The organism is Streptomyces sp. NPDC048606, assembly GCF_040650855.1.
GTDB lineage: Bacteria > Actinomycetota > Actinomycetes > Streptomycetales > Streptomycetaceae > Streptomyces.
The window spans coordinates 232,127-253,531 of record NZ_JBEZIB010000009.1 but is presented as its reverse complement, the minus strand read 5'-3'; the positions used below and the strand labels follow the sequence as shown (position 1 = coordinate 253,531).

Annotated in this window: 21 protein-coding genes; 12 read left to right on the top strand and 9 right to left on the bottom strand. The window is 73.1% G+C overall.

All coding sequences use genetic code 11. The features are described from left to right. Positions 1–204 precede the first annotated feature (204 nt). Positions 205–1,482 carry a M6 family metalloprotease domain-containing protein gene (locus AB0D01_RS12870; protein WP_363055148.1) on the bottom strand — a complete coding sequence of 426 codons (1,278 nt, stop codon included), beginning with the start codon at positions 1,480–1,482 and terminating at the stop codon, positions 205–207. A 273-nt stretch (positions 1,483–1,755) separates the two neighbouring features. Here AB0D01_RS12870 and AB0D01_RS12865 point away from each other — a divergent pair, with 273 nt between their 5' ends. The 4 genes from AB0D01_RS12865 to AB0D01_RS12850 all read left to right on the top strand — a co-directional run bounded on the left by AB0D01_RS12865 (position 1,756) and on the right by AB0D01_RS12850 (position 6,745). Continuing rightward, positions 1,756–2,457 carry a TetR/AcrR family transcriptional regulator gene (locus AB0D01_RS12865; RefSeq protein WP_363055147.1) on the top strand — a complete coding sequence of 234 codons (702 nt, stop codon included), beginning with the start codon at positions 1,756–1,758 and terminating at the stop codon, positions 2,455–2,457. A gap of 192 nt (positions 2,458–2,649) precedes the next feature. Further along, positions 2,650–4,209 (top strand): MFS transporter, encoded by a 1,560-nt coding sequence (locus AB0D01_RS12860; protein ID WP_363055146.1) that lies wholly within the window; start codon positions 2,650–2,652, stop codon positions 4,207–4,209. Between the two features lie 286 nt (positions 4,210–4,495). After that, positions 4,496–5,257 carry a class III extradiol ring-cleavage dioxygenase gene (locus AB0D01_RS12855; RefSeq protein ID WP_363055184.1) on the top strand — a complete coding sequence of 254 codons (762 nt, stop codon included), beginning with the start codon at positions 4,496–4,498 and terminating at the stop codon, positions 5,255–5,257. Between the two features lie 510 nt (positions 5,258–5,767). Next, positions 5,768–6,745 carry a sigma-70 family RNA polymerase sigma factor gene (locus AB0D01_RS12850; protein ID WP_363055145.1) on the top strand — a complete coding sequence of 326 codons (978 nt, stop codon included), beginning with the start codon at positions 5,768–5,770 and terminating at the stop codon, positions 6,743–6,745. 112 nt (positions 6,746–6,857) lie between these two features. On the opposite strand, the gene AB0D01_RS12845 is transcribed toward AB0D01_RS12850, so the two are convergent. Next, on the bottom strand, positions 6,858–7,817 hold the full coding sequence (locus AB0D01_RS12845; RefSeq protein ID WP_363055144.1) for a YafY family protein: 960 nt from the start codon (positions 7,815–7,817) through the stop codon (positions 6,858–6,860). A gap of 62 nt (positions 7,818–7,879) precedes the next feature. Between AB0D01_RS12845 and AB0D01_RS12840 the strand changes: the two genes are divergently transcribed. Together AB0D01_RS12840 and pfkB are read left to right on the top strand one after the other, a co-directional pair. Beyond that, positions 7,880–9,508, top strand: a complete 1,629-nt coding sequence (locus tag AB0D01_RS12840) for an MFS transporter (protein ID WP_363055143.1) — start codon at positions 7,880–7,882, stop codon at positions 9,506–9,508. Positions 9,509–9,678: 170 nt separating this feature from the next. After that, the gene (gene pfkB, locus AB0D01_RS12835; RefSeq protein ID WP_363055142.1) at positions 9,679–10,632 is read left to right on the top strand and encodes a 1-phosphofructokinase; all 954 of its coding nucleotides are present in this window, start codon (positions 9,679–9,681) and stop codon (positions 10,630–10,632) included. A 69-nt stretch (positions 10,633–10,701) separates the two neighbouring features. Here pfkB and AB0D01_RS12830 read toward each other — a convergent pair whose 3' ends face one another. After that, the gene (locus AB0D01_RS12830; RefSeq protein WP_363055141.1) at positions 10,702–11,472 is read right to left on the bottom strand and encodes a DUF6227 family protein; all 771 of its coding nucleotides are present in this window, start codon (positions 11,470–11,472) and stop codon (positions 10,702–10,704) included. A 192-nt stretch (positions 11,473–11,664) separates the two neighbouring features. Here AB0D01_RS12830 and AB0D01_RS12825 point away from each other — a divergent pair, with 192 nt between their 5' ends. Continuing rightward, positions 11,665–12,300, top strand: a complete 636-nt coding sequence (locus tag AB0D01_RS12825) for a vitamin K epoxide reductase family protein (RefSeq protein ID WP_363055140.1) — start codon at positions 11,665–11,667, stop codon at positions 12,298–12,300. An 80-nt stretch (positions 12,301–12,380) separates the two neighbouring features. Here the strand turns inward: AB0D01_RS12825 and AB0D01_RS12820 are convergent, their stop codons facing one another. Further along, positions 12,381–12,791: a rodlin gene (locus AB0D01_RS12820; RefSeq protein ID WP_363055139.1), complete on the bottom strand. Its 411-nt coding sequence runs from the start codon at positions 12,789–12,791 to the stop codon at positions 12,381–12,383. Positions 12,792–13,127: 336 nt separating this feature from the next. Here AB0D01_RS12820 and AB0D01_RS12815 point away from each other — a divergent pair, with 336 nt between their 5' ends. After that, positions 13,128–13,700, top strand: coding sequence for a hypothetical protein (locus tag AB0D01_RS12815; RefSeq protein ID WP_363055138.1), 573 nt, complete (start codon positions 13,128–13,130; stop codon positions 13,698–13,700). A 151-nt stretch (positions 13,701–13,851) separates the two neighbouring features. Next, positions 13,852–14,094, top strand: a complete 243-nt coding sequence (locus AB0D01_RS12810; RefSeq protein ID WP_363055137.1) for a chaplin — start codon at positions 13,852–13,854, stop codon at positions 14,092–14,094. 82 nt (positions 14,095–14,176) lie between these two features. On the opposite strand, the gene AB0D01_RS12805 is transcribed toward AB0D01_RS12810, so the two are convergent. The 5 genes from AB0D01_RS12805 to AB0D01_RS12785 all read right to left on the bottom strand — a co-directional run bounded on the left by AB0D01_RS12805 (position 14,177) and on the right by AB0D01_RS12785 (position 17,296). Next, positions 14,177–14,524 carry a hypothetical protein gene (locus AB0D01_RS12805; RefSeq protein WP_363055136.1) on the bottom strand — a complete coding sequence of 116 codons (348 nt, stop codon included), beginning with the start codon at positions 14,522–14,524 and terminating at the stop codon, positions 14,177–14,179. 182 nt (positions 14,525–14,706) lie between these two features. Beyond that, on the bottom strand, positions 14,707–15,939 hold the full coding sequence (locus tag AB0D01_RS12800; RefSeq protein ID WP_363055135.1) for a chaplin: 1,233 nt from the start codon (positions 15,937–15,939) through the stop codon (positions 14,707–14,709). 122 nt (positions 15,940–16,061) lie between these two features. Next, positions 16,062–16,253, bottom strand: coding sequence for a chaplin (locus AB0D01_RS12795; protein WP_363055183.1), 192 nt, complete (start codon positions 16,251–16,253; stop codon positions 16,062–16,064). Positions 16,254–16,512: 259 nt separating this feature from the next. Next, the gene (locus AB0D01_RS12790) at positions 16,513–16,923 is read right to left on the bottom strand and encodes a rodlin (protein WP_363055134.1); all 411 of its coding nucleotides are present in this window, start codon (positions 16,921–16,923) and stop codon (positions 16,513–16,515) included. A gap of 118 nt (positions 16,924–17,041) precedes the next feature. Beyond that, complete coding sequence (locus AB0D01_RS12785) at positions 17,042–17,296, bottom strand: chaplin (RefSeq protein ID WP_363055133.1); 255 nt, start codon at positions 17,294–17,296, stop codon at positions 17,042–17,044. A 173-nt stretch (positions 17,297–17,469) separates the two neighbouring features. Between AB0D01_RS12785 and AB0D01_RS12780 the strand changes: the two genes are divergently transcribed. The 3 genes from AB0D01_RS12780 (at position 17,470) to AB0D01_RS12770 (ending at position 21,342) form a co-directional block, all read left to right on the top strand. Further along, on the top strand, positions 17,470–18,582 hold the full coding sequence (locus tag AB0D01_RS12780; RefSeq protein WP_363055132.1) for a DUF3344 domain-containing protein: 1,113 nt from the start codon (positions 17,470–17,472) through the stop codon (positions 18,580–18,582). Between the two features lie 70 nt (positions 18,583–18,652). Further along, on the top strand, positions 18,653–19,828 hold the full coding sequence (locus AB0D01_RS12775) for a glycosyltransferase family 4 protein (RefSeq protein WP_363055182.1): 1,176 nt from the start codon (positions 18,653–18,655) through the stop codon (positions 19,826–19,828). A 2-nt stretch (positions 19,829–19,830) separates the two neighbouring features. Beyond that, the gene (locus tag AB0D01_RS12770) at positions 19,831–21,342 is read left to right on the top strand and encodes a sugar transferase (RefSeq protein ID WP_363055181.1); all 1,512 of its coding nucleotides are present in this window, start codon (positions 19,831–19,833) and stop codon (positions 21,340–21,342) included. The last annotated feature ends 63 nt before the right edge of the window (positions 21,343–21,405 follow it).

Here is a 21,405-nt window from a genome sequence, read left to right as displayed (position 1 = left end):
CTACGGTCGGGGGCGGTTCCCCCAGCCTCCCCGGCCGGGCCCCCCGGGGCGGGGGGCCGGAGGTCCGGACCTGCGGGGCCGAGCGTCCCGGCGGACCACAGCGGCCCGGCCGACCGCGGCGGTCCCGGCCGGTCGCAGGACCCCGCCCAGGCGCCCGGCAGCCCCGCCCCGCCCCGCCGCCCGCAGGCGGGGCGGGGCTCCGGCTCACGGCCGCGTCACGCGCACCTGGTAGTTCCCGTTGCGCAGCTCGCCCACCACCGAGATGCTGACGCCCGACTTCTCGTCCGTGAAGGTGTCGCCCGGTCGGAAGGGCGCGTCCGACAGTTCGGCGTGCACGTTCGGCCTCCTCGTACAGCCGCCGCTGGCGACGGCGCTGTCCGAGACGGTCACCGGCCCGTGCCCGGTGTCCACGTCGGAGTCGACCTTGTAGATGAGCACCCCGGGTTTGCAGACGGCCTCGTCGTTCCCGGCGAGGGTGCGGACCTCCACCGCGATCCCGGCGCTCTCCGAGGTCGGGACGAAGGCCAGCTTGGTGCCGCCCGCGACGGCCAGCGGCGACAGCACGTGGTCGCTGATGCCGGGCGCGGAGGCGCAGCTGATCTGGTTGCCGTCGAGCCAGCCCAGCTTCCACTTGTGCCAGCCGAGGAGGTCGTTGTTGGCGCCCCAGTCCTCGCTCATGATGTCCCAGTGCCCGACGGTGCCGCCCCCGTCGGCGGTGTAGAGGTCGGGCAGGCCGAAGACGTGCCCGTTCTCGTGGGGCAGCACCCGGTAGCCGGTCTCCCGGTAGGTGCCGGAGCCGTCGTCCTGCCGGCTGTAGACGAAGGACGTGTTCGCGAGCGGCACCCCGTCGGCCACCGGCGCCTCGCTGTTGCCGGAGAAGGTCACCGACAGGACGGTGTCGAGGGCGGAGGGGCCGGCGTTCGGCGTGACCAGGATGTTGATCAGGTCGTAGCGGCTGAAGTCCACCTCGGGGTCGGCGGCCTTCGCGATGTGTTCGACGAGTTGGCGGTAGCCGGGCTCATAGGGTGAGCCGCGTTCGATCCCGTACGCGGCGAAGGGCATCGGCATCCGCAGCCAGTCCCGTATGGGCGCCTCGGCGTGGTAGGCGAGCCGTCCGTAGGAGCTGGTGCGGAACCAGTCGGAGGTCTGGGGGAAGAACTCCGCGAGCCGGTCCAGGGCGGTGCCCTCCCCCTTGGCGTCGGGGAAGTCGATCATCAGGTTGAGCGCGCGGACCTCGCCCGTCGAGCGGGAGTACCCGGGCGGGGTCGGCAGGCCCTCCGACATCTGCACGCCCATGGTCCCGGCGATCCGGCAGGGGGCGAGCACCGATTCGGCGGAGGTGGCGACGGGGCCGGAGGCCGAGTGGCCGCGGCCCGATATCCCGGTGCTGGCGGTCGCCGTGACGCCGAGGGCCAGCGCGGTCAGGCCGATGTACGCGCTGGTGCGGCAGGGTCTGCGTATCCGGTGGCGCGTCTGCGGCATGGAGATCGCCTTCGGGTCCGCGGCAGCCGGCCGGGTCCGGACTGCGCTCTGTTCGCCCACCCTCCGTCCGCCACGACACGCCCGCGCGTCGAAAGCGTCCAAACGGGATGAACCAGCATCTTTCCATGTGACTCGGCTCACACCTGCGGGTGAAATAACCGGGGACCTCATCCCCGTTTGCAAGAGAGTCCCCACGAAGCGGGGACAGACCCCCCGGTTCGGGAGGTCGCCCGTTCCCCGTCGTACGCGTCACCACCCCAGGGAGGCCCCGGAATGAAGAGCATCGGCCGCACCTCCGCGCCCGCCCCCCGGGGCGGCGTGGACCTCGCGGAACCCGCTCCCACCCCGGTGCCGAAGCCGCGCGCGGACGCCGTGCGCAACCGCGAGCGGATCCTCGCGGCCGCCCGCGAGATGCTCGTGGAGTTCGGCTCCCAGGCTCCGCTGGACGAGATCGCCCGCCGGGCCGGCATCGGCAACGCCACCCTCTACCGCCACTTCCCCGACCGCGCCGACCTCGTCCACCACGTGGTGCTGTACGTGACGGACCGGGTCACCGCCCTCGCCGAGGACTCCCTGGCCAAGGAGCCCGACGCCTTCGCGGCCCTCTGTCGCTTCACCCACACCGCCGCCGACGAGCGGATCGGCGCCCTGTGCCCGATGCTCTCCGACGGCTTCGACCGCGACCACCCCGAACTCCTCGCCTCGCGCGAGGCGCTGGGGGCGGCCGTGGAGAACCTCCTCGCCGCCGGCCAGCGCGACGGCCTGGTGCGCACCGACATCGGCGTGGGCGACCTGATGGTCGCGCTCTCCCAACTCAGCCGTCCGCTGCCGGGCAGCGCCTGCCCGGAGGCGGACCGGTTCGCCCACCGCCACCTCCAGCTCTTCCTCGACGGTCTGCGGGCCCCGGCCCGCTCCGAACTGCCCGGCGAGGCCGCCACGTTGGAAGACCTGCGCCGCAAGACCGTGACTCCATGAGGCCGTGATGGCCTTGGCCGTACGGCGCCCGCCGTACGGCGCGCGTCGGTCGGCCGTCCGCCGCGCGTCGACCGGGCGCGCACGACCGACCGCGCCGCATAAAACCACATGACGTAACAAACCTTCACGAACTAGCTTTTTCTTACCTTCTTCCAGTCATTCCGCACCGTCACACAGTGAGTGGGTACCCCCATGTCAAAAACAGCCGTGAGCGCGCAGTCGCCGGCTGCCGCCCTCCCCGATCCGAACCGGTGGAAGGCACTCGTCTTCATCGCCCTGGCGCAGCTGATGGTCGTCCTCGACGCGACCATCGTGAACATCGCGCTGCCCTCCGCCCAGACCGATCTGGGCATCTCCGACGGCAATCGTCAGTGGGTCATCACCGCGTACGCGCTGGCCTTCGGCGGTCTGCTGCTCTTCGGCGGTCGCATCGCCGACAAGTGGGGCCGCAAGAACGCCTTCGTCATCGGCCTCATCGGCTTCGCCCTGGCCTCCGCGCTGGGCGGCGCCGCCACCGGCGAGGCGATGATGCTCGGCGCCCGCGCCCTCCAGGGTGCCTTCGGCGCGCTGCTCGCCCCGGCCGCGCTCTCCCTGCTGGCGGTCGGCTTCACCGACGCCAAGGAGCGGGCCAAGGCCTTCGGCATCTACGGCGCCATCGCGGGCGGCGGCGGCGCCGTCGGCCTGATCCTCGGCGGCTTCCTCACCGAGTACCTCAACTGGCGCTGGACCTTCTTCGTCAACATCCCGTTCGCGATCGTCGCGGCCGTGGGCGCCTGGTTGATCATCCGTGAGCCGGCGGGCGGCCGTAACCGCGCCCCGCTCGACATCCCCGGCGTGATCCTCTCGACCCTCGGTCTCGTCGCGCTCGTGTACGGCTTCACCCGTGCCGAGTCGGCCGGCTGGTCGGACGCGGTCACCGTGTCGATGTTCGTCGCGTCGGTGCTGCTGCTGGCGGCCTTCGTGCTCGTCGAGGCCAAGGTGAAGTCCCCGCTGCTGCCGCTGCGCGTCCTGATGGAGCGCAACCGCGGCGGTGTCTACCTCTCCCTGGGTCTGGCCGTCATCGCGATGTTCGGCCTGTTCCTCTTCCTCACCTACTACCTCCAGGTCGTGAAGGGCTTCTCGCCCGTCAAGACCGGCTTCGCCTTCCTGCCGATGATCGCGGGCATGATCACGGGCTCCACCCAGATCGGCGCCCGTCTGATGACCCGCGTGGCGCCCCGCCTGCTGATGGGCCCGGGCTTCCTGCTCGCCGCCGTCGGCATGCTGCTGCTCACCCAGCTGGAGGTCGACTCCTCCTACCCGGCGCTCATCCTCCCGGCGCAGCTGCTGCTGGGCCTGGGCATGGGTACGGCGTTCATGCCGGCCATGTCCCTGGCCACCTACGGGGTGGACGCCGCCGACGCGGGCGTGGCCTCGGCCATGGTCAACACCTCCCAGCAGGTGGGCGGCGCGATCGGCACCGCCCTGCTGAACACGATCGCCGCCTCGGCGACCACCGCGTACCTGACCGACCACGCGGCGGAGGCCGCGGCGGGCGGCCCGGCCGCGCAGCTGGTGCAGGCGCGGGCCATGGTCGAGGGCTACTCGTCCGCGATCTGGTGGGCCGTCGGCATCCTCGCCGTCAGCGCGGCCCTCGCGTTCGCGCTGATCAACACGGGGCGTCCGAACTCCGGCGGCCCGGTGGCCTCCGGCTCGGGTGCGGGCGCCGACTCCGAGGACGCCGGCCTCAAGGTTCCGGTGATCGCCCACTGACGGGCGCACCCCCGCCCTCGCCGCCGGTACCGGTGTGGGAATGACTGAGGACCCCGCTTCGTTCAAATTTGAATGAAGCGGGGTTCGTCGTGTCCGCGGCAGGTCCACGGCGCCCCACACGGACGAACGAGGAGCGCCCCCGATGGCCACCGCCCACCCCGAGCCGGCCCCGACCCCGGCCGGTACGCCGGCCCCGACCCCGGCCGGTACGCAGGCCCCGACCCCGGCCGACGCGCAGGCCCCGACCCCGGCCGACGCGCAGGCCCAGGACCGGGTTCCCGCCCGCATGCCGGCCCTGTACCTCAGCCACGGCGCCCCGCCCCTCGCCGACGACCCGATCTGGCGCGGCGAACTCGCCGCCTGGTCGGCCGCCCTGCCCCGCCCGCGCGCGATCCTCATGGTCTCCGCCCACTGGGAGGAGGCCCCGCTCGCCCTCGGCGCCACCGTGCCCGTCCCGCTCGTGTACGACTTCTGGGGCTTCCCCGAGCACTACTACGGCGTGCGCTACGACGCCCCCGGCGCCCCGGACCTGGCCGCCTCGGTCCGCGCCCTCCTGCGCGCCCCCGGAACCCCCGTCCAGGACCTCCCGGAGCGCGGGCTGGACCACGGCGCGTACGTCCCCCTCGTCGAGATGTACCCCGGGGCCGACATACCGGTGCTCCAGATGTCGCTGCCGACCCTGGACCCGACCCGGCTCATGGAGATCGGGCGCAGGCTCGCCCCGCTGCGCGACGAGGGAGTGCTGATCGTCGGCAGCGGCTTCTTCACCCACAACCTCGCGGCCCTGCGCCACACCGGCCCCGGCGTGCCCGGCTGGTCGGCGGAGTTCGACGCCTGGGGCGGCGAGGCACTGGCCGCCGGCGACGTCGACGCCCTGCTCGACTTCGAGGTCAAGTCCCCGGCCGGCCGGCTGGCCCACCCCCGTACGGAACACTTCGCGCCGCTGTTCGTCGCGCTGGGCGCGGCCGGGTCCGACCTCGGCGCCCAGCGCACCCCGGTGGACGGCTTCTGGATGGGCCTGTCGAAGCGCTCCCTCCAGTTCGGCTAGCTCTCATGGGAGGCCGGGGGCGGCGCGCGAGGTCCGTTTCAGGCGGGAAAACCCGACTCGTGGCGTATTCGGCGATTCGATCGCCAGTCCAGGCAACCGGAAAGCGGCGGGCGCCGTCTTCCGGGGTGGGAGAGCGCCGAGGGAAAGCGCTCCCTCGGGGTGGAGTCGGGCGTACCGCGCGTGCGTACCGCATGGACCGCGTGTGACGGCGGTCTCACGGCGGTTAGGTGCGCGAGCCTCCGGGCAAGCGGAAGGAACTGCCTTCACTTCGGGTCTGACCTGCGCCTCTTCGGGCTCTCGCGGCACCGTACCGCCCCTGCGGCGGGGCAGGATACTGCAAGATCTCGGAAATAGCGGGGCAACGTGGGAATTCTGTCCTGATTCCAGTCGTTGTTTCCTTCGGACGCGGGCACTCGGGAGAGTGTCCACAGCGCCTCCGGGCGCTCCGCCGCACCGCCGGTGGTGTCCCGCAGCCGCACCGCGACCGAACTTCATCGCAAGGGAGCACGCATGGCAACCCGCGCCGTCGCCCGTCGTCAGTCCACGAGCAGCGCACGCGCTGTGGGCGGGGAGATAGCAGACCGCGACCTGGTCGGCATGTACCTGGACGAGATCGCGCGCACCCCGCTGCTCGACGCCGCCAAGGAAGTGGAGCTCTCCCAGATCATCGAGGCGGGCGTCTACGCCCGGCAGATCCTCGACGGTGAGGCCGAGCGCGCGGGGGAGAGCCCGGCGCGCGAGGAGCTGGAGGCCCTGGCCGCCGAGGGCGAGCGGGCCAAGGAGGTCTTCATCCGGTCCAACCTCCGCCTCGTGGTCGCCGTCGCCCGCCGCTACCCGCGCAGCGGGCTCCCCCTCCTCGACCTGATCCAGGAGGGCAACGCCGGCCTGGTCCGCGCCGTCGAGAAGTTCGACTACGCCAAGGGCTTCAAGTTCTCCACGTACGCCACGTGGTGGATCCGCCAGGCCATCACCCGCTCCATCGCCGACCAGTCCCGCACCATCCGCCTCCCCGTCCACCTCGTCGAGGAACTCGGCCGCATCCGTCGGGTGCAGCGCGAGTTCAACCGCGAGAACGGCCGCGACCCGGAGCACGCCGAGATCGCCGCCGAGCTCGACACCACGGAGAAGCGCGTCGGCGACGTACTGGACTGGGCGCGCGACCCGGTCAGCCTCAACATGTCCGTGGACGACGAGGGCGACACCCAGTTCGGCGACCTGCTGGAGGACACCTCCGCGATCTCCCCCGAACAGTCCGTGCTCTCCCTGCTGCGCAGCGAGGAGCTGGAGGACCTGCTCGGCAAGCTGGACCAGCGCACCGCGTCCATCATCAAGATGCGCTACGGCATCGAGGACGGCCGGGAGCGGACCCTCACGGAGGTCGGCAAGCAGCACGGCCTGACCCGCGAGCGGATCCGCCAGATCGAGAAGCACGCGCTGCTCGAACTCAAGCGCATGGCCCGCGACACCGGCTTCGACGCCGTGGCCTGACCGCCCCACCCCGCCGCACGCGGCCCCGCCCCCCCCGTACGAGCCCCGGCACCCCCAGGCGCCGGGGCCCGCGCCGCCCCGCCCGCCGCGCGATCGTGCCTCCGGGCGGCCCCTACGCCGCCCCGCCCGCCCCCGCCAGCCGCGTGCCCAGCTCCGCCGCCGCCCGCGCCAGGCGCTCCGGCCCGCGCACCGTGAACGGCACCCCCAGCAAGGCCAGGCGGGCGGCCAGCCACTGCGGGTCGTCCCCGCTCTCGAAGCGGGCCCGCACCCCGTCTCCGTCCCCGTCCGGCTCCGGCACCGCGAGCGCGCGCAGCCACTGCGGCAGGTCCTGCGGCGGGGCGGCGAAGGACACGTCCGCCGTGTAGGTCTCCCGGCCCCGCAACCCGCGCCGCACGAACTCCGCCGCGTCCATCGGCAGCTCCCGCGGCACGAACCGCGCGCCCGTGGGGAACGGCTCGCTCACCCGGTCCACCCGGAAGGTCCGCCAGTCCTCCCGCTCCAGGTCGTAGGCGACCAGGTACCACCGGCTGCCCGTGCTCACCAGGCGGTACGGTTCCACCAGCCGCCGGGACTCCACCCCGTCCCGCGCCCGATAGGCGAACCTCAGCCGCTCCGGGCCCGCCACCGCCCCCGCCATCGCCGTCAGCGTGCGCGGGTCCACGCTCGCCCCGTCCCCCCGGGTCACGGCGACGGTGGCCGACTGGAGCGCGCCCACCCGGCGGCGCAGCCGCGCCGGCAGGACCTGCTCCAGCTTCGCCAGGGCCCGTACGGAGGCCTCCTCGACCCCCTCGATCGCGTGCCCCGCCCCCGCCCGCAGCCCCACCGCGATGGCCACCGCCTCCTCGTCGTCGAGCAGCAGCGGCGGCATCGCCGCCCCGGCGACGAGCCGGTACCCGCCGACGGCGCCCATGGTCGCCTCCACCGGGTACCCGAGCTCGCGGAGGCGGTCGATGTCCCGTCTGATGGTCCGCGCGCTCACCCGCAACCGCTCCGCCAACTCGCTGCCCGGCCACTCGCGCGGGGTCTGGAGCAGGGACAGCAGGGTGAGCAGCCGTGCCGGGGTGTCGTTCATGGATCCAGGTTGCCAGGGAAATAGGACACCGATTGACCTACATCCCGTCTAGGTTTCTCTCCATGAGCACCGAGACGTCCCAGACATCGCCCGAAAGAAAGAACGGGCCCGTACGAGAAGAGCGGAACGCGGCCGCCGAAGGATCAGGCCCGACCCCCGCACCGGCCGCCGGCGCCGGCGGGGAAGCCCCCGGCGAGGGGGCGGACGACGCGGGCGCGGCCCCCGTCGACCGCCGCCGCTGGCTCGCCCTCGCCATCGTGATGACCGCGGCCTTCATGGACCTGGTCGACGTCACGATCGTCAACATCGCGATACCCGGCATGCGCCAGGACTTCGGCGCCTCCACCAGCGCGATCCAGTGGATCACCGCCGGCTACGCCCTCGCCTTCGCCGCCGGTCTGATCACCGGCGGTCGCCTCGGCGACATCTACGGCCGCAAGCGCCTCTTCCTCGTCGGCATCGCCGGCTTCACGGCCGCCTCGCTGCTCTGCGGCATCGCCGCCAACCCGTCCATGCTCGTCGTCTCCCGCATCCTCCAGGGCGGCATGGCGGCCATGATGGTCCCGCAGGTCCTCGCGATCATCCACGTCACCTTCCCGCCGCACGAGCGCGGCAAGGTCTTCGGCATGTTCGGCGCGATCGTCGGCCTCGGCGCCGTCTCCGGCCCGATGCTCGGGGCCCTGCTCACCCAGTGGAACCTCTTCGGTCTCGAATGGCGCCCGATCTTCCTGATCAACCTGCCGGTGGGCATCGCGGGCGTGATCCTGGGCCGCAAGTTCATCACCGAGTCCAAGGCCCCCAAGGCGCTGCGCCTGGACCTGGTGGGCGTCGTCCTCGCCACCCTCGCGCTGGTCATGCTGATCTTCCCGCTGACGCACGGCCGGGAGAACGACTGGCCGGTGTGGGGCTTCGTCTGCATGATCGCCTCGCCCTTCGTCTTCGCCGCCTTCATCGGCTACGAGCGGTACAAGATCAAGAAGGACGGCTCCCCGCTGGTCGAGCTGTCCCTCTTCAAGGTCAAGAGCTTCGCGGGCGGCATCGCCGTCCAGCTCACCTTCGGCATCGCGACCGGCATCTTCTTCCTGGTCTGGACGCTCTACATGCAGATGGGCCTGGGCTGGAGCGCCCTGCGCGCCGGCACCACGGGCATCCCCTTCTCCATCGCCGTCTCGGTGGCCGCGGGCCTGTCCGTCCAGAAGCTCGTCCCGCGCTTCGGCCGCAAGGTGCTCCAGGCGGGCGCCCTGACCATGGCCGCGGGCCTGCTCCTCTACATCTGGGAGTCCGAGCACTACGGCATGGCGATCGCCTCCTGGCAGATGGCCGCCCCGCTGATCGTCATGGGCCTGGGCATGGGCCTGATCGTGGCCCCGCTCACCGACACCGTGCTCTCCCAGGTGCCGCGCGAGCACGCCGGTTCGGCCTCGGGCCTGATCAACACCACCGGCCAGATGGGCAACGCGCTGGGTCTCGGCCTGACCTCCGTCGTCTTCTTCGGACTGATCGACGACGACATGGTCTTCGGCCCGCCCTACGTCGAGGCCTTCCGCGGCGCCCTGTGGTGGGTGGTGGCGGTCCTCGTCGTGATCTTCGCGGTGATGTTCATGCTGCCGCGCAAGCAGGTCCCGATGGGTGAGCGCGAGGGCGCCGTCGCCGCGGGGGAGCCCGCGGTCGAGAAGGTCCCGGTCGGCTAGCCCCTAGCCCCGGCGCCGCCGCCGCGAACGGACATGCCCGCCCCTGTTGGCGGGTATGTCCGTTTTCCTTTGTTTTTGGGGGCCGACCCACGTAGGGTGGGGGAGAATCGTCAGAAACGGGCATGGAACGGACGTAAATCCACATGTACGCATCCGGGCACCAGGCTCGCATGATCCTCACCGTCACCCCGAACCCCTCCCTGGACCGCACCTACGAGGTCCCCTCGCTCGACCGCGGCGCCGTCCTGCGCGCCGCCGCCGAGCGGGTCGACCCCGGCGGCAAGGGGGTCAACGTCGCGCGGGCCGTCGCCGCGGCCGGCTTCCGCGCCACGGCCGTCCTCCCGCTCGGCGGCGCCCCCGGCACCCTCCTCGCCGAACTCCTCGGCGCGCAGGGCGTGGACGTCACGGCCGTCGCCATCGCCGGCCAGACCCGCTCGAACGTCGCCGTCGCCGAACCCGACGGCACCCTGACGAAGATCAACGCGGCCGGCCCGGAGCTGTCCGCCGCCGAATCCGCCCTCCTCCTCGACACCGTCCGCACCTGCTCCGGCGCCCCCGCCTGGATCGCCGGCTGCGGCAGCCTGCCCCCCGGCCTGCGGCCCGAGTGGTACGCCGAACTCGTCGACCGGGCCCACACGGCCAAGGCCCGCTTCGCCCTCGACACCTCGGGCCCCGCCCTGCACGCGGCCCTGCCTGCTCGCCCGGACGTGATCAAGCCGAACGCGGCGGAGCTCGCCGAGGCGGTCGGCCGCCCCCTGGCCACCCTCGGGGACGCCGTCAAGGCCGCCGAGGAACTCCTCGGGCGCGGCGCGGGCGCCGTCCTGGCCTCCCTCGGCCGGCACGGCCAGCTCCTCGTCGGCCCCGAGGGCACCTTCCACGGCACCGCCCCCGTCACCGCCGTCCGCAGCGACGTCGGCGCGGGCGACGCCTCCCTGGCCGGCTTCCTCATCGCCGGAGGGACCGGCCCCGCCGCCCTCGCCTCCGCGCTGGCCCACGGCGCGGCCGCCGTCCGACTGCCCGGCAGCGCCATGCCCACCCCCGCGGACCTGCGCCCCGAGCGGGTCCGCGTCACCGAGGACCTCCCGCTGGACCTGCCCCTGGACCCGCCCGCCGCCGAAGCCTGACGGCCGACGCACGCCGCCGCCGCCCGACGGGAGCCGCCCGAGGGGATCCGCCCGCCCCGCGGCCCCGGCTCACCGCACCCGGGAGCGGACCTCCATCGCCCCGCGCGCCGCGGACTCGCTCGCGTACACCTCGCACATGTGCCGGCCGTCCGGGGTCGCGGTGTGCTCGACCTCCCACAGGCTGAACTCGCTGCCGTCCAGCAGGACGAAGGCGTGCTCGTAGAGGCTGAACCCGGCGTCCCGCCCGTCCGCCAGGGCCTGCCGGCCGCCGAAGGCCTGGGTGATGCGGTGCGCGTACGCCGAGCGCAGCAGCGAGGCGACCCCCTCGCCCGGACGGTCGCCGTTCTCCGCCCGGCGCAGCACCCGCCGGGCGTGGTCGGCGGACTGCTCCACCGTGTACTCGCGGTGGCGCGGGGCGGAGGTCGCGAACAGGGCGCCCAGCAGGGCCAGATCGTGGTCGGGGTCGCCCTCGACGTCGAGGCCGGACGGGATCGTCGTCGCCGCCCCGTCCGCCGGGAGGGCGCCGAAGCGGCGGGTCACCGCGAGCGTCAGATCGCCCTTGCTCGCGAAGACCTCGCACCGCATGCTCCGCTCGCCGCGCGTGCGGTAGGTCAACTCCCACAGGGAGACCGAGGCGCCGTCCGCCAGGAGGTAGGTGTGCCGGTGCGTCTCCCGCCACACGCCCGCCGACGGGCTGTGGTGGGTCGTGTAGAGGGAGGAGCTGTGGGCGAGCGCCGTACCGATGCGCTCCACCAACGGGTCGGGGAGGTCGAAGGAGTTGAGGGCGCGGCCCAGGAGTCGCTCGAGGTGCGCCTCGGTTGTCTCGTACGGATCGCTCAAGGTGGGTCTCCAGGCCGTCGCAGCTTGTGACTTCGCGGAAGCTCAACGTAGCGCCCGGTTCTGACATCACGTCCGGGGTTCGGTAAAACGTCCGGGAAGTATCGGGGGTTCCCGCCACACCTTCAGGTCAACTTTCGTACCGGGTAAGCATGATTGGCCCCGTTCTGGGGCATTGCGCGGGACCATGGGTGGATGGCAACGCACACAGTGGACGTCCCCCGTCAACAGGTCCGGCCCCGGTCCGGCCCCGGGGCGGCCCCGACCCCCACGGCCCTGGCCTGGCTGCTGGTGGTCACCGGGGTCGCCGGGCTGCTGGCCTCCTGGGTGATCACCCTCGACAAGTTCCTGCTGCTGGAGGACCCGGACTTCAAGCCCGCCTGCAGCCTCAACCCCGTGGTCTCCTGCGGCAGCGTCATGCAGAGCGAGCAGGCCGCCGCCTTCGGCTTCCCCAACCCCATGCTCGGCCTGGCCGGCTACGCCGTCGTGGTCTGCGTCGGCGCGGGCCTGCTCTCGGGCGCCCGCTACCGCGGCTGGTTCTGGCTGGGGCTGAACGCCGGCACCCTCTTCGGCACCGGCTTCTGCGCCTGGCTGATGGTCCAGTCGCTCTACGAGATCAACGCCCTGTGCCTGTGGTGCTGCCTGGCCTGGGTGGCGACGCTGCTCATGTTCTGGGCCGTCACGGCGCACAACGTCCGCACCGGCGTCCTGCCCGCCCCCGGCCCGCTGCGGACCTTCTTCACCGACTTCGCCTGGGCGCCGCCCGCCCTGCACGTCGGCGTGATCGGGATGTTGGTCCTGACCCGGTGGTGGGAGTTCTGGACGAGCTGAGCGGAGGCGACGGACACGCGACAGGGCCCCGGCTGCCGAAGCGGCTGCCGGGGCCCTGACGCGCGGTGCGGGAGCCGGGATCAGCTGCCGGCGGAGGCGTTGCCGGAGAGGACCGGGATGTTGCTGAGGATGTGCGAGAGCGGCTCGTCACCCTTGGCCTGGGTGGAGTTCTCGGTGCACTGCTGGTTCTGCGGGTTGGACAGGACGTTGATGTCCTGGACGCCGATGTTGAGCAGCGCCACCAGCGACTGGGCGTTGACCTTGGCGGGCAGGCCGATGCAGGGCTTGTTCAGGGTGCCCTGGACGAGGCCGAGCTGCGGGCTCAGGTCGCCGTGGGTGGTCTGGTTGCCGTACGCCTGGACGGCGCCGTTGCCGTTGACGGTGTTGACCCCGTTGTCGTTGCCGATGGCCATGGCCGGGGTGGCAACGGCCGCGCCCGCGCCGACGGCAACGGCGGAGACCGCGGCGGCGGTCATGATCTTCTTGAACATCATTCGGTCCTTCTGTCGCACGAGTGCCCGCGAGTGGAGCGCCCTGATCAACCGGGCCGTCCACGGGTTGGTTCCGCCGCTTCACTCAAACGGCCCGTTCGGGCCGCGCTTTTCCCCGGAGCGGGTGAGGCCGCTGCGGACGCGTGCGCGAAGCCCGTACGCAGTCGGCACGGCCGCGCCGCTTCGCCTCCGGGCCCTTCGGCGGCGCCCGAAGGCCCGGCGGGGCCGCGGTGGGGGCCATGCGTCCGGTTGCGCTCCGTACGAGGTGTTCGCACGGTGGGTAAGGAAGGCGGATCGCTCTGGTCCGCTTCCGTGTCGTCTCGCGAAGGAAATCCCATGCACCGCACCCAGTCCTCCCGCCTCCGTGTCCTCGTCCCGTCGGCCCTCGCCGTCGTCATACTGTCCGGCGCGGTCGCCCCCGCGGTGGCCGCCGACGGGGAGCGCGCCGCCGACCTCACCCGGCGGGCGGCGGCGGTGCGCGAGCAGATCGAGGAGGTCAAGGAGTTCAAGCAGGAAGCGAAGGCGCAGGGGCGCGTCGCGGCGGGCCCGATCGACGACCTCCTCGCGAGCCTGGGCACGACCCTGGAGGGCATCCTCAAGTCCGTCACGGCCCTGCTGCCCGCGGGGGTGACCCTCCCGCCGATCAACCTGCCGACGCTGCCGACCCTGCCCGAGATCCCGGGGCTGCCGGACCTCCAACTCCCCACCCTGCCCACGGTCCCCGAGGTCCCCGGGCTCCCGGCGACGCCCACGGTCCCCGAGCTCCCGGCCGTGCCGCAACTCCCGGCGACGCCGCAACTCCCGGCGACGCCGCAGCTCCCGGCCGCGCCGTCCGTGCCCGCGGTCCCCGCAGTGCCCGCCGTGCCCGCGGTCCCGGACGTGCCCCTCCCGGACGTCCCCGTCCCCTAGGACGGGGCGCGCGGACCGGCCGCATGGTTACGACTATTGGACTGAACAGGTCGGATTCACCGGTCGGCCGTGTCGTTCGGGAAGGCGGACCGTTTCGCTCGGTGTGAGCCCCGGGACCGGGGCAGGACATCGAACAGAAGGTGCACTTCCCATGAACTCTGCTGCCAAGAAGGCCGCCGTGGCCCTGGCCTCCGCTGGTCTCGCCGTGGCCGGTGCCGCGGGCGCCGCGTCCGCCGACTCCGCTGCCGAGGGCGCGGCCGTGGGTTCCCCCGGTGTCCTCTCGGGCAACCTCGCCCAGGTCCCGGTCCACATCCCGGTCAACGTCTGCGGCAACTCCGTGAACGTCATCGGCGCCCTGAACCCGGCGTTCGGCAACATCTGCGTCAACGACTGACGTACGTCGGCCCGTTCGACGCGCAAACGACTGTGGGCGCCCCGGCCTCGCCGGTGGCGCCCACAGTCGTGTGCGGCGCCTCTCAGTGCGCGCCCCCGTTGAGCTTCACCCCGCCGAGGAGCGGGGAGGCCTGGGTCGCGCCGTTGGCCAGGCCCAGCACCTCGCCGGGGACGTTGTTGCGGACCTCGTTGACCTTCTGGACGGTGCCGACGACCTTGTCGACGTTCTGGTTCTGCTCGGCCAGGCCGTTGCCCAGCGTCTGGGGGAGCGCCTCGCTCACGGGCCCGGTGGCGTTCAGCACCTCGGTCAGACCGCCCGTCGCGCTCATGGGAGGCATCGCGGCCGGGGTGTCGGCGGCGAAGGCGGGGGCCGCGGCACCCAGGGCGGCGACGGATCCGGCGACGACAGCGGCGACCTTGGACAGCTTCATTATCGAAAATCCTCTTCTTTTCGTGGGCGAAGGCTCCGGCGGCGGCGACCGTCGCGCCGCTTTCGCCCTGCGTAACGATTACCGGCGGCCACGGAAACGCGTACGGGCCCCGCACGACAATGGCCGGAGAATCCGACAAGGGATTCTCCGGCCGATATTTCTTGCGATTACCGGTAATGCGGTCAGGAGACGGCCGAACGCCGGTAGAGGATCGCCCCGCCCAGGACCAGGGCCGAGGCGAGGGCCGTCAGCGCGCCCAACTCGCCCGCGCCGGTCGCGGCGAGCTCCGGAGCCGTGGCGAGCGAGGGCAGCGGCGCCGGCGCGGGAGCGGCCGGAGCCGGCCCCGGGGTCACCGGCGGGGCGGGCTCCGGTGCGGGCGCGGTCGGCGCGGGGGGCAGGTGGACGGGGACGTCGCCGGCCGGAGCCGCCGGGGGCTGGTCCGCGGGGCGCTCGACCACCGGGGCGGGCTGTTCGACGGGCCGCTCCACGGGCTGGCTGCCGTGCGGCGGGTGCGGCGCGGGGCCGTCCTCCATCGCGGGCGGCGCCGGCGTCGGGGTCTGCGGCGCGGGGGCCGGCAGCGGCTTCGGCTGCTCCTCGGGCTGCGGGACCTCCTGGACCGGAGGCGGCGCGGGCAGCGGGGCGGGGAGCGGCTTCGGCTGCTCCTCGGGCATCGGCGCGGGGGCCTCGGGGGCCGGCGGCAGCGGCGGCATCGGCGCGGGGGCCGGCTGCTCGGCCACGGGCTCGGGCTGCGGCCACGGCACCGGCTCGGGCTTCGGCTCCGGGGCGGGGCGCGGCGGGGCCGGGTGCGGGGTCGGGTGGTCGGCGTGCGGGGGCCGCTCCTCGTGCAGCGGCGGGTGGTCGTCGCACTCCTCCTCGCCGCGCGGGCCCCGATCCTCGTCGTCGTGGCCGCCGTAGCCGCCTCGATCGGAGGCCTCGCGGGGGCCCTCCTCGTGGCGCGGGGCCGCGTGCTTGGGGGCCGCGTGCCTGGGAGCGTGTGCGCGGGGGGCCTCGTGGCGGGGCTCCTCCTCCCGGCGCTGCTCGGGCAGCGCGTGGCGGCCGCCCGGGCGTTCGGCGAGGTAGCGCTCGAAGGCCTCGGCGTGCTCGGGGCTGAGGTAGCGGTCGTAGTCGACGTCGGAGCCGTGGGAGCCGTGGGAGCCGCTCGTGGCGGCGCACGTGTTGCCCATGGCGGGGTTGAGCGCAGCGCCCGCGTCCACGCTGTTGCCGCACACGTTCGGCGAGAACGTGATCGGTACCGAGACGCTGTTGCCGGCCAGCACGCCCGGCGAGTGCGAGGCCTCGGCCATCGCCCCGGGGTGTGCGTACGCGGCGCCGGCCGCGATCGACAGCAGGCTCGACGCGGCCGCGGCCGTGAGTACCCCCTTGCCCAGTACCTGTCGGCTCAGTACCTGTCGCATGGGTCCTTCCCTGTCTACCGGCGCGGGGGCCGGTGGCTGAATCGAAGGTGGCCTCGGAGTGCACCGCCGTGCACTCCGAGGCCACCCCGAGGAGGTCTGCCCTTGCGGGCGCAGGCGCTTCGTCAGGCGTTGACGCAGGTGTTGCCGAACGCGGGGTTCAGCAGCGCGATCACGTTGACGGTGTTGCCGCAGACGTTGACCGGGACGTGCACGGGGACCTGGACGAGGTTGCCCGAGAGGACACCGGGGGAGCCCACGGCCTGGCCCGCGGCACCGGCGTCGGCCATGGCGGGGGCGGCGCCACCGGCGGCCATCAGAACGCCGGCGGCGAGCACCACTGCCTTCTTGTACGTCATTTCTTTTCTTTCCTTCCCGCAGAGGTCTATCCGCTGCACTGATAACAACGAGCAGTCGGAGAAAAAGAAACCGAGAAATTCCTCGAATTCAGGAGCGGTGGCGGGGCGGCGGCACTTCGGATTTTCCGCCCATTTCGCTTCGGGAATTCCCTGGGCCCACACGCGGCGAGGCCGCCGCGACCCGAAGGTGCGACGGCCTCGCGGGAGTGGTGCGCGATCAGCTGCCGGAGGAGACGTTGCCGGAGAGGATCGGGATGTTGCTGAGGATGTGCGAGAGGGCCTCGTCGCCCTTGGCCTGGGTCGAGTTCTCGGTGCACTGCTGGTTCTGCGGGCTGGACAGGACGGGGATGTCCTGGACGCCGACGTTGACGAGCGCGAGCACGGACTGCACGTTGGCCTTGGCCGGCAGGGCGATGCAGGGCTTGTTGAAGGAGCCCTGGATCAGCGCCATCTGGGGGCTCATGTTGCCGTAGGTGGCCTGGTTGCCGTAGATCTGCGCGGCGTTGTTGCCGTTGGCGGTGTTGATGCCGTTGTCGTTCCCGATGGCCATCGCCTGCGGGGCCATGGAGGCGCCCAGGCCCACGACGGAGGCGGCAACCGCTGCGCCGGCCGCAAACTTCTTGATCATTATCGTCCCTTTTTTGCAGGATTGCCCGGTACTGGAGCACCCGGATCAACGGTCCGGTTCGCGATCGGGTTGCGTGACTTCACCCGGATGCCGCCGTTTCGGACGTCGTGGTTGACGCTCAGGCGTTCACGCAGGTGTTGCCGAACGCCGGGTTGAGGAGGCCGACCAGCTGCGCGGTGTTGCCGCAGACGTTGACCGGGACGTGGACCGGGACCTGGACCAGGTTCCCGCTCAGGACGCCGGGGGAGCCGGCGGCCAGGCCCTTGGCGCTCGCGCCGCTCCCGCCGTTCGCGGAGGCGAGGCCCGCGCCGCCCGCGAGCATCGCCGCGCCGGCGACCGCGATGGTGGTGCCGCGCACCAGGGTCTTCTTCATCTCCGATTTCCTTTCGATTCGAACGATGGTGCCCTCATAACGACCCGCCCGGGGTGAGGGTGCGTGTTATCGCCCAAAAGGCGGTACGAGCGAGTCCGGCGTGATTTCCAGCCCGATTTCTGACAAAGTGCACTCCTGTTTTGTCCCCTTGATCGGAAAATGGAGACAGGATCATGGGTTCCTCCCGCAGAATCCTCGGCACACTCGGCCTGCTGTCCTGCCTCACGCTTTCCGCGCAGTCGCCCACCGCCGCGGCGGCGCCCCCGGAGCCGCCGGCGGCGGCGCGGGAAATGGCCCGCGTCCCCTTCGTCCAGCGTTATCAGGCGGTGCAGCACGGCGGCCTGGTCCGGGCCTCCAACTCCGGGATCAGCTGCCGCCGGGCGCAGGCGGCGGACGCCGAGCCCTGCGCCGAGGTCAAGGCGGGCGCGGCCGGGGTCAACAGCGAGTTCGAGATGTTCTACAGCGAGGTCGACAAGGACCCCGACACCTACAACTCGACGCGGGCCGAGCTGAAGGTCCCGCAGGGCGCGAAGGTCTCGTACGCCCGGCTGTACTGGGGCGGGAACCTGCGGGTGGGCGAGCAGAAGCCGCCGGAGGACAACGGTCGGGTGCTGGTCGCCGAGCCCGGGGGCGCGTACAAGGAGGTGCTCGCCGACACCGTGATCGGGCACCGCAGCGACGCGGGCAGCGATGCCTACCAGGCCTCGGCGGACGTCACCCCGATGGTGCGCAAGGGCGGCGCGGGGATGTGGACGGTCGCCCAGCTCAACATCGCCATGGGGCACTCGGAGGTGGGTGCCTGGGGCGGGTGGACGCTCGTCGTCGCCTACGAGCACCCGCGGGAGCCGATGCGCCGGCTGTCGCTGTGGGACGGCTTCGAGGGCCTCGCCGCAGGGGCCGGGGAGGCCTCCGGGGAGACGGTGGAGATCACCGGCCTGGACGCGCCGGCCGGGGCCTCGGGGCGGGCCGGGGTGGTCGCCTACGACGGGGACCGGGGCGTCCTCGGCGACTCGCTCACGGTGACCGCCGACAGCGGGCGCCGGATCGATCTCAGCGATGCCGAAAATCCGTTCAACGACGTACTGAATTCCACGATCACGGAATTCGGAAATCCCTCACCAGTACGACAGCCCGAACATATGAATAATCTTGGATATGACGCGGACGTGTTCGATCTGAGCCCCGCGCTGTCCGGGGGCGCCCGCAGCCTGAGCTTCAGGTTCGCCGGCGAAAGCCAGGGTCAATTCCTCGGTGTGCTCTTCGTTCAGACAGACGCGCGCCGCTGAACGCAGGAGACCACTCCACGTGCCGACGCAACCCCCACCCCCGTCCCCCTCCTCCCCGTCGCCGGCCGCCGTGCCGTCACCGAGGTCCCTCACCGTCCTCCACCTGGTCCAACCCGTCGACGGGGGCGTCGCCCGCGTCGTCATCGACCTCGTACGCGCCCAGAGCGCCCAGGGCCTGCGCGTCCTCGTCGGCTGCCCGGCCGGCGGGACCCTCGCCGAAGGCGCCCGCGCCGCCGGCGCCGAGGTCCTCCCCTGGCGCGCCGGCCGCTCGCCCGGACCCGCCCTGCCCGCCGAAGTGGCCTCCGCCGCCGGACTCGTCCGCCGCGCCCGCCCCGACCTGCTGCACGCCCACAGCGCCAAGGCCGGACTCGCCGGACGTCTCGCCGTCCGCGGCCGGACGCCCACCGTCTTCCAACCGCACGCCTGGTCCTTCGACGCCGTCGGCGGCGCCACCGGCGCCCTCGCCCTGCGCTGGGAACGCTTCGGCGCCCGCTGGGCCGACCGGGTGCTCTGCGTCAGCGAAGCCGAACGCCGCGCCGGCGAGACCGAGGGCATCACCGCCCGCTGGACCGTGATCCGCAACGGCGTCGACCTCGGCCACTTCCGCCCCGCCCACCCCGAACCCGACCGCGACCGGGCCGAGGCGCGCACCGAACTCCCGTTCCCCGAAAACCTCCGCGGCGACGGCCCGCTCGCCGTCTGCGTCGGCCGGCTCTGCCCGCAAAAGGGCCAGGACGTCCTGCTGCGCGCCTGGCCGGAGCTGCTCGCCACCGTCCCCGACGCCCGCCTCGCCCTCGTCGGCGACGGCCCCGACGCCGACCGGCTGCGCCGCGCCGCACCCCCCGGGGTGTTCTTCGCCGGAGCCGCCGCCGACATCCGACCGTGGCTTCGGGCCGCCGATCTCGTTGTACTGCCGTCGCGGTGGGAAGGCATGGCGCTCGCCCCGCTCGAAGCCATGGCCTGTGGCCGACCGGTCCTGGTCTCCGACGTCAGCGGTGCTCGCGAGAGCCTGCCCTCCGGCCAGGGACGGCTCTGCCTCGTGCCCCCGGAGGACCCGACGGCGCTGGCCAAGGCCCTGGGACGGCTCCTCGCCACACCGCGGCTGCTCACCGAACTCGGGGAGCAGGCCCGGCAGCACGCGAGGACGGAGTTCGACGTGCGGCGGACCACGGACGCGGTCACCGGCCTGTACCACGAACTGCTGGGCAGGCCCCGGCCCTTGAACCAGGAGCGCATCAGCCGATGACGATGGACAGCGCACCCGCCCGGCACACCGGGCAGGGCGGATCGGGGCCCGCAGGCAGCACCGCCGTCCGCCGTTCCGTGACCGCCATCCACCCCCCTCGGGGGCCCCGGGCCGAACAGGCCCGCACCGCGGTCCGCCCCCGGCGGGCCCACCGCCGCGCCGGCCTCGCACCGCTGCTCACCGCCGACGCCCTGGCCGCCGTCGCCACCACCCTGGCCCTGCCCCTGGCCCTGCCCGCCGCCGGCGCGCTGCCGCCTGAGACGGCCCTGCCCGCCGCCGTCGGCCTCGCCGCGCTGCACGCCCAGGCCGGCCTCTACCGGCCCCGACTCGCCCCCTCCGCCCTCCTCGAACTGCCCGCCCTCGCCGGACGGGCCGCCGTCCTGTGGTGCGCCGTCGCCGCGGCCCTCGCCACCACCCCCACCGGCCCCGCCCTCGCCTGGAGCGCGCTGCTCGGCGCCGTGGCCCTCCAGAGCGTCCTCGGCTGCGCCGCCCGCGGCCTCGTCCACCTGCTGCGCCGCCGTACGGCCCTCGCCCGCCCGGCCTCCACCCTCGTCGTCGGACCCGGGGAGGGCGCGGGCGCCGTCTGCGCCGCCCTGCACGGCCGCCCCGAGTACGGACTGCTGCCCGTCGGGATCGCCGACACCGCCGTGCGTCCCGACACCGAGGGCGGCGCCCTCCCCGTACTCGCCACCCACGAGGACGTCCGCCGCGCCGTCATCCAGAACTCCGTGCGCCACGCCGTCTTCACCCGCCCGCCCGAGGCCGACGAACGCACCGCCTCGCTGGTCCGCCTCTTCCACGACCACGGCTGCCGCCTGTGGCTCGCCGACCCCGCCGGAACCGCCAAGGTCACCGGCATGCGCGTCGCGCAGCCCGCCGACCACCTGTGGGGCCACGCCGTACAGCCGCTGCTGCCCCGCCCCGCCCGCACCCCCGAGCGGTACGCCAAGCGCGCCATCGACTCCGTCCTCGCCGCCCTCGCCCTCCTCGTCGCCGCCCCCGTCATGGCCGCCTGCGCACTCGCCGTACGGCTCGCCGACGGACCCGGCGTGATCTTCCGTCAGGAACGCGTCGGCCTCTACGGACGCCCCTTCACCCTGCTCAAGTTCCGCACCCTGCGCGCCGACGAGCACGAGTCCGCCACCCGCTGGACGGTCGCCGGCGACCGGCGCATGAGCCCCGTCGGGTCCTTCCTGCGCAAGTCCTCCCTCGACGAACTGCCCCAGCTGTGGAACGTGGTCCGGGGTGACATGAGCCTGGTCGGCCCGCGCCCCGAACGCCCCTTCTTCGTCGCCAAGTTCAGCAGCGTCCACCCCGGCTACGAGGCCCGCCACCGGATGCCCGTCGGCATCACCGGACTCGCCCAGATCAACGGACTGCGCGGCGACACCTCCATCGAGGACCGGGCCCGCTTCGACAACCACTACATCGACACCTGGTCGCTGTGGCAGGACCTGTGGATCCTCGCCCGGACCGCCGCCTCCTTCTTCCGCTTCCGGCTGGGGGGCAGCTGACCATGAGCCTCGCCGCGACCCTGCCCACGCCCGGCCCCCACCGCCCCCACCGGCTCGCCGACG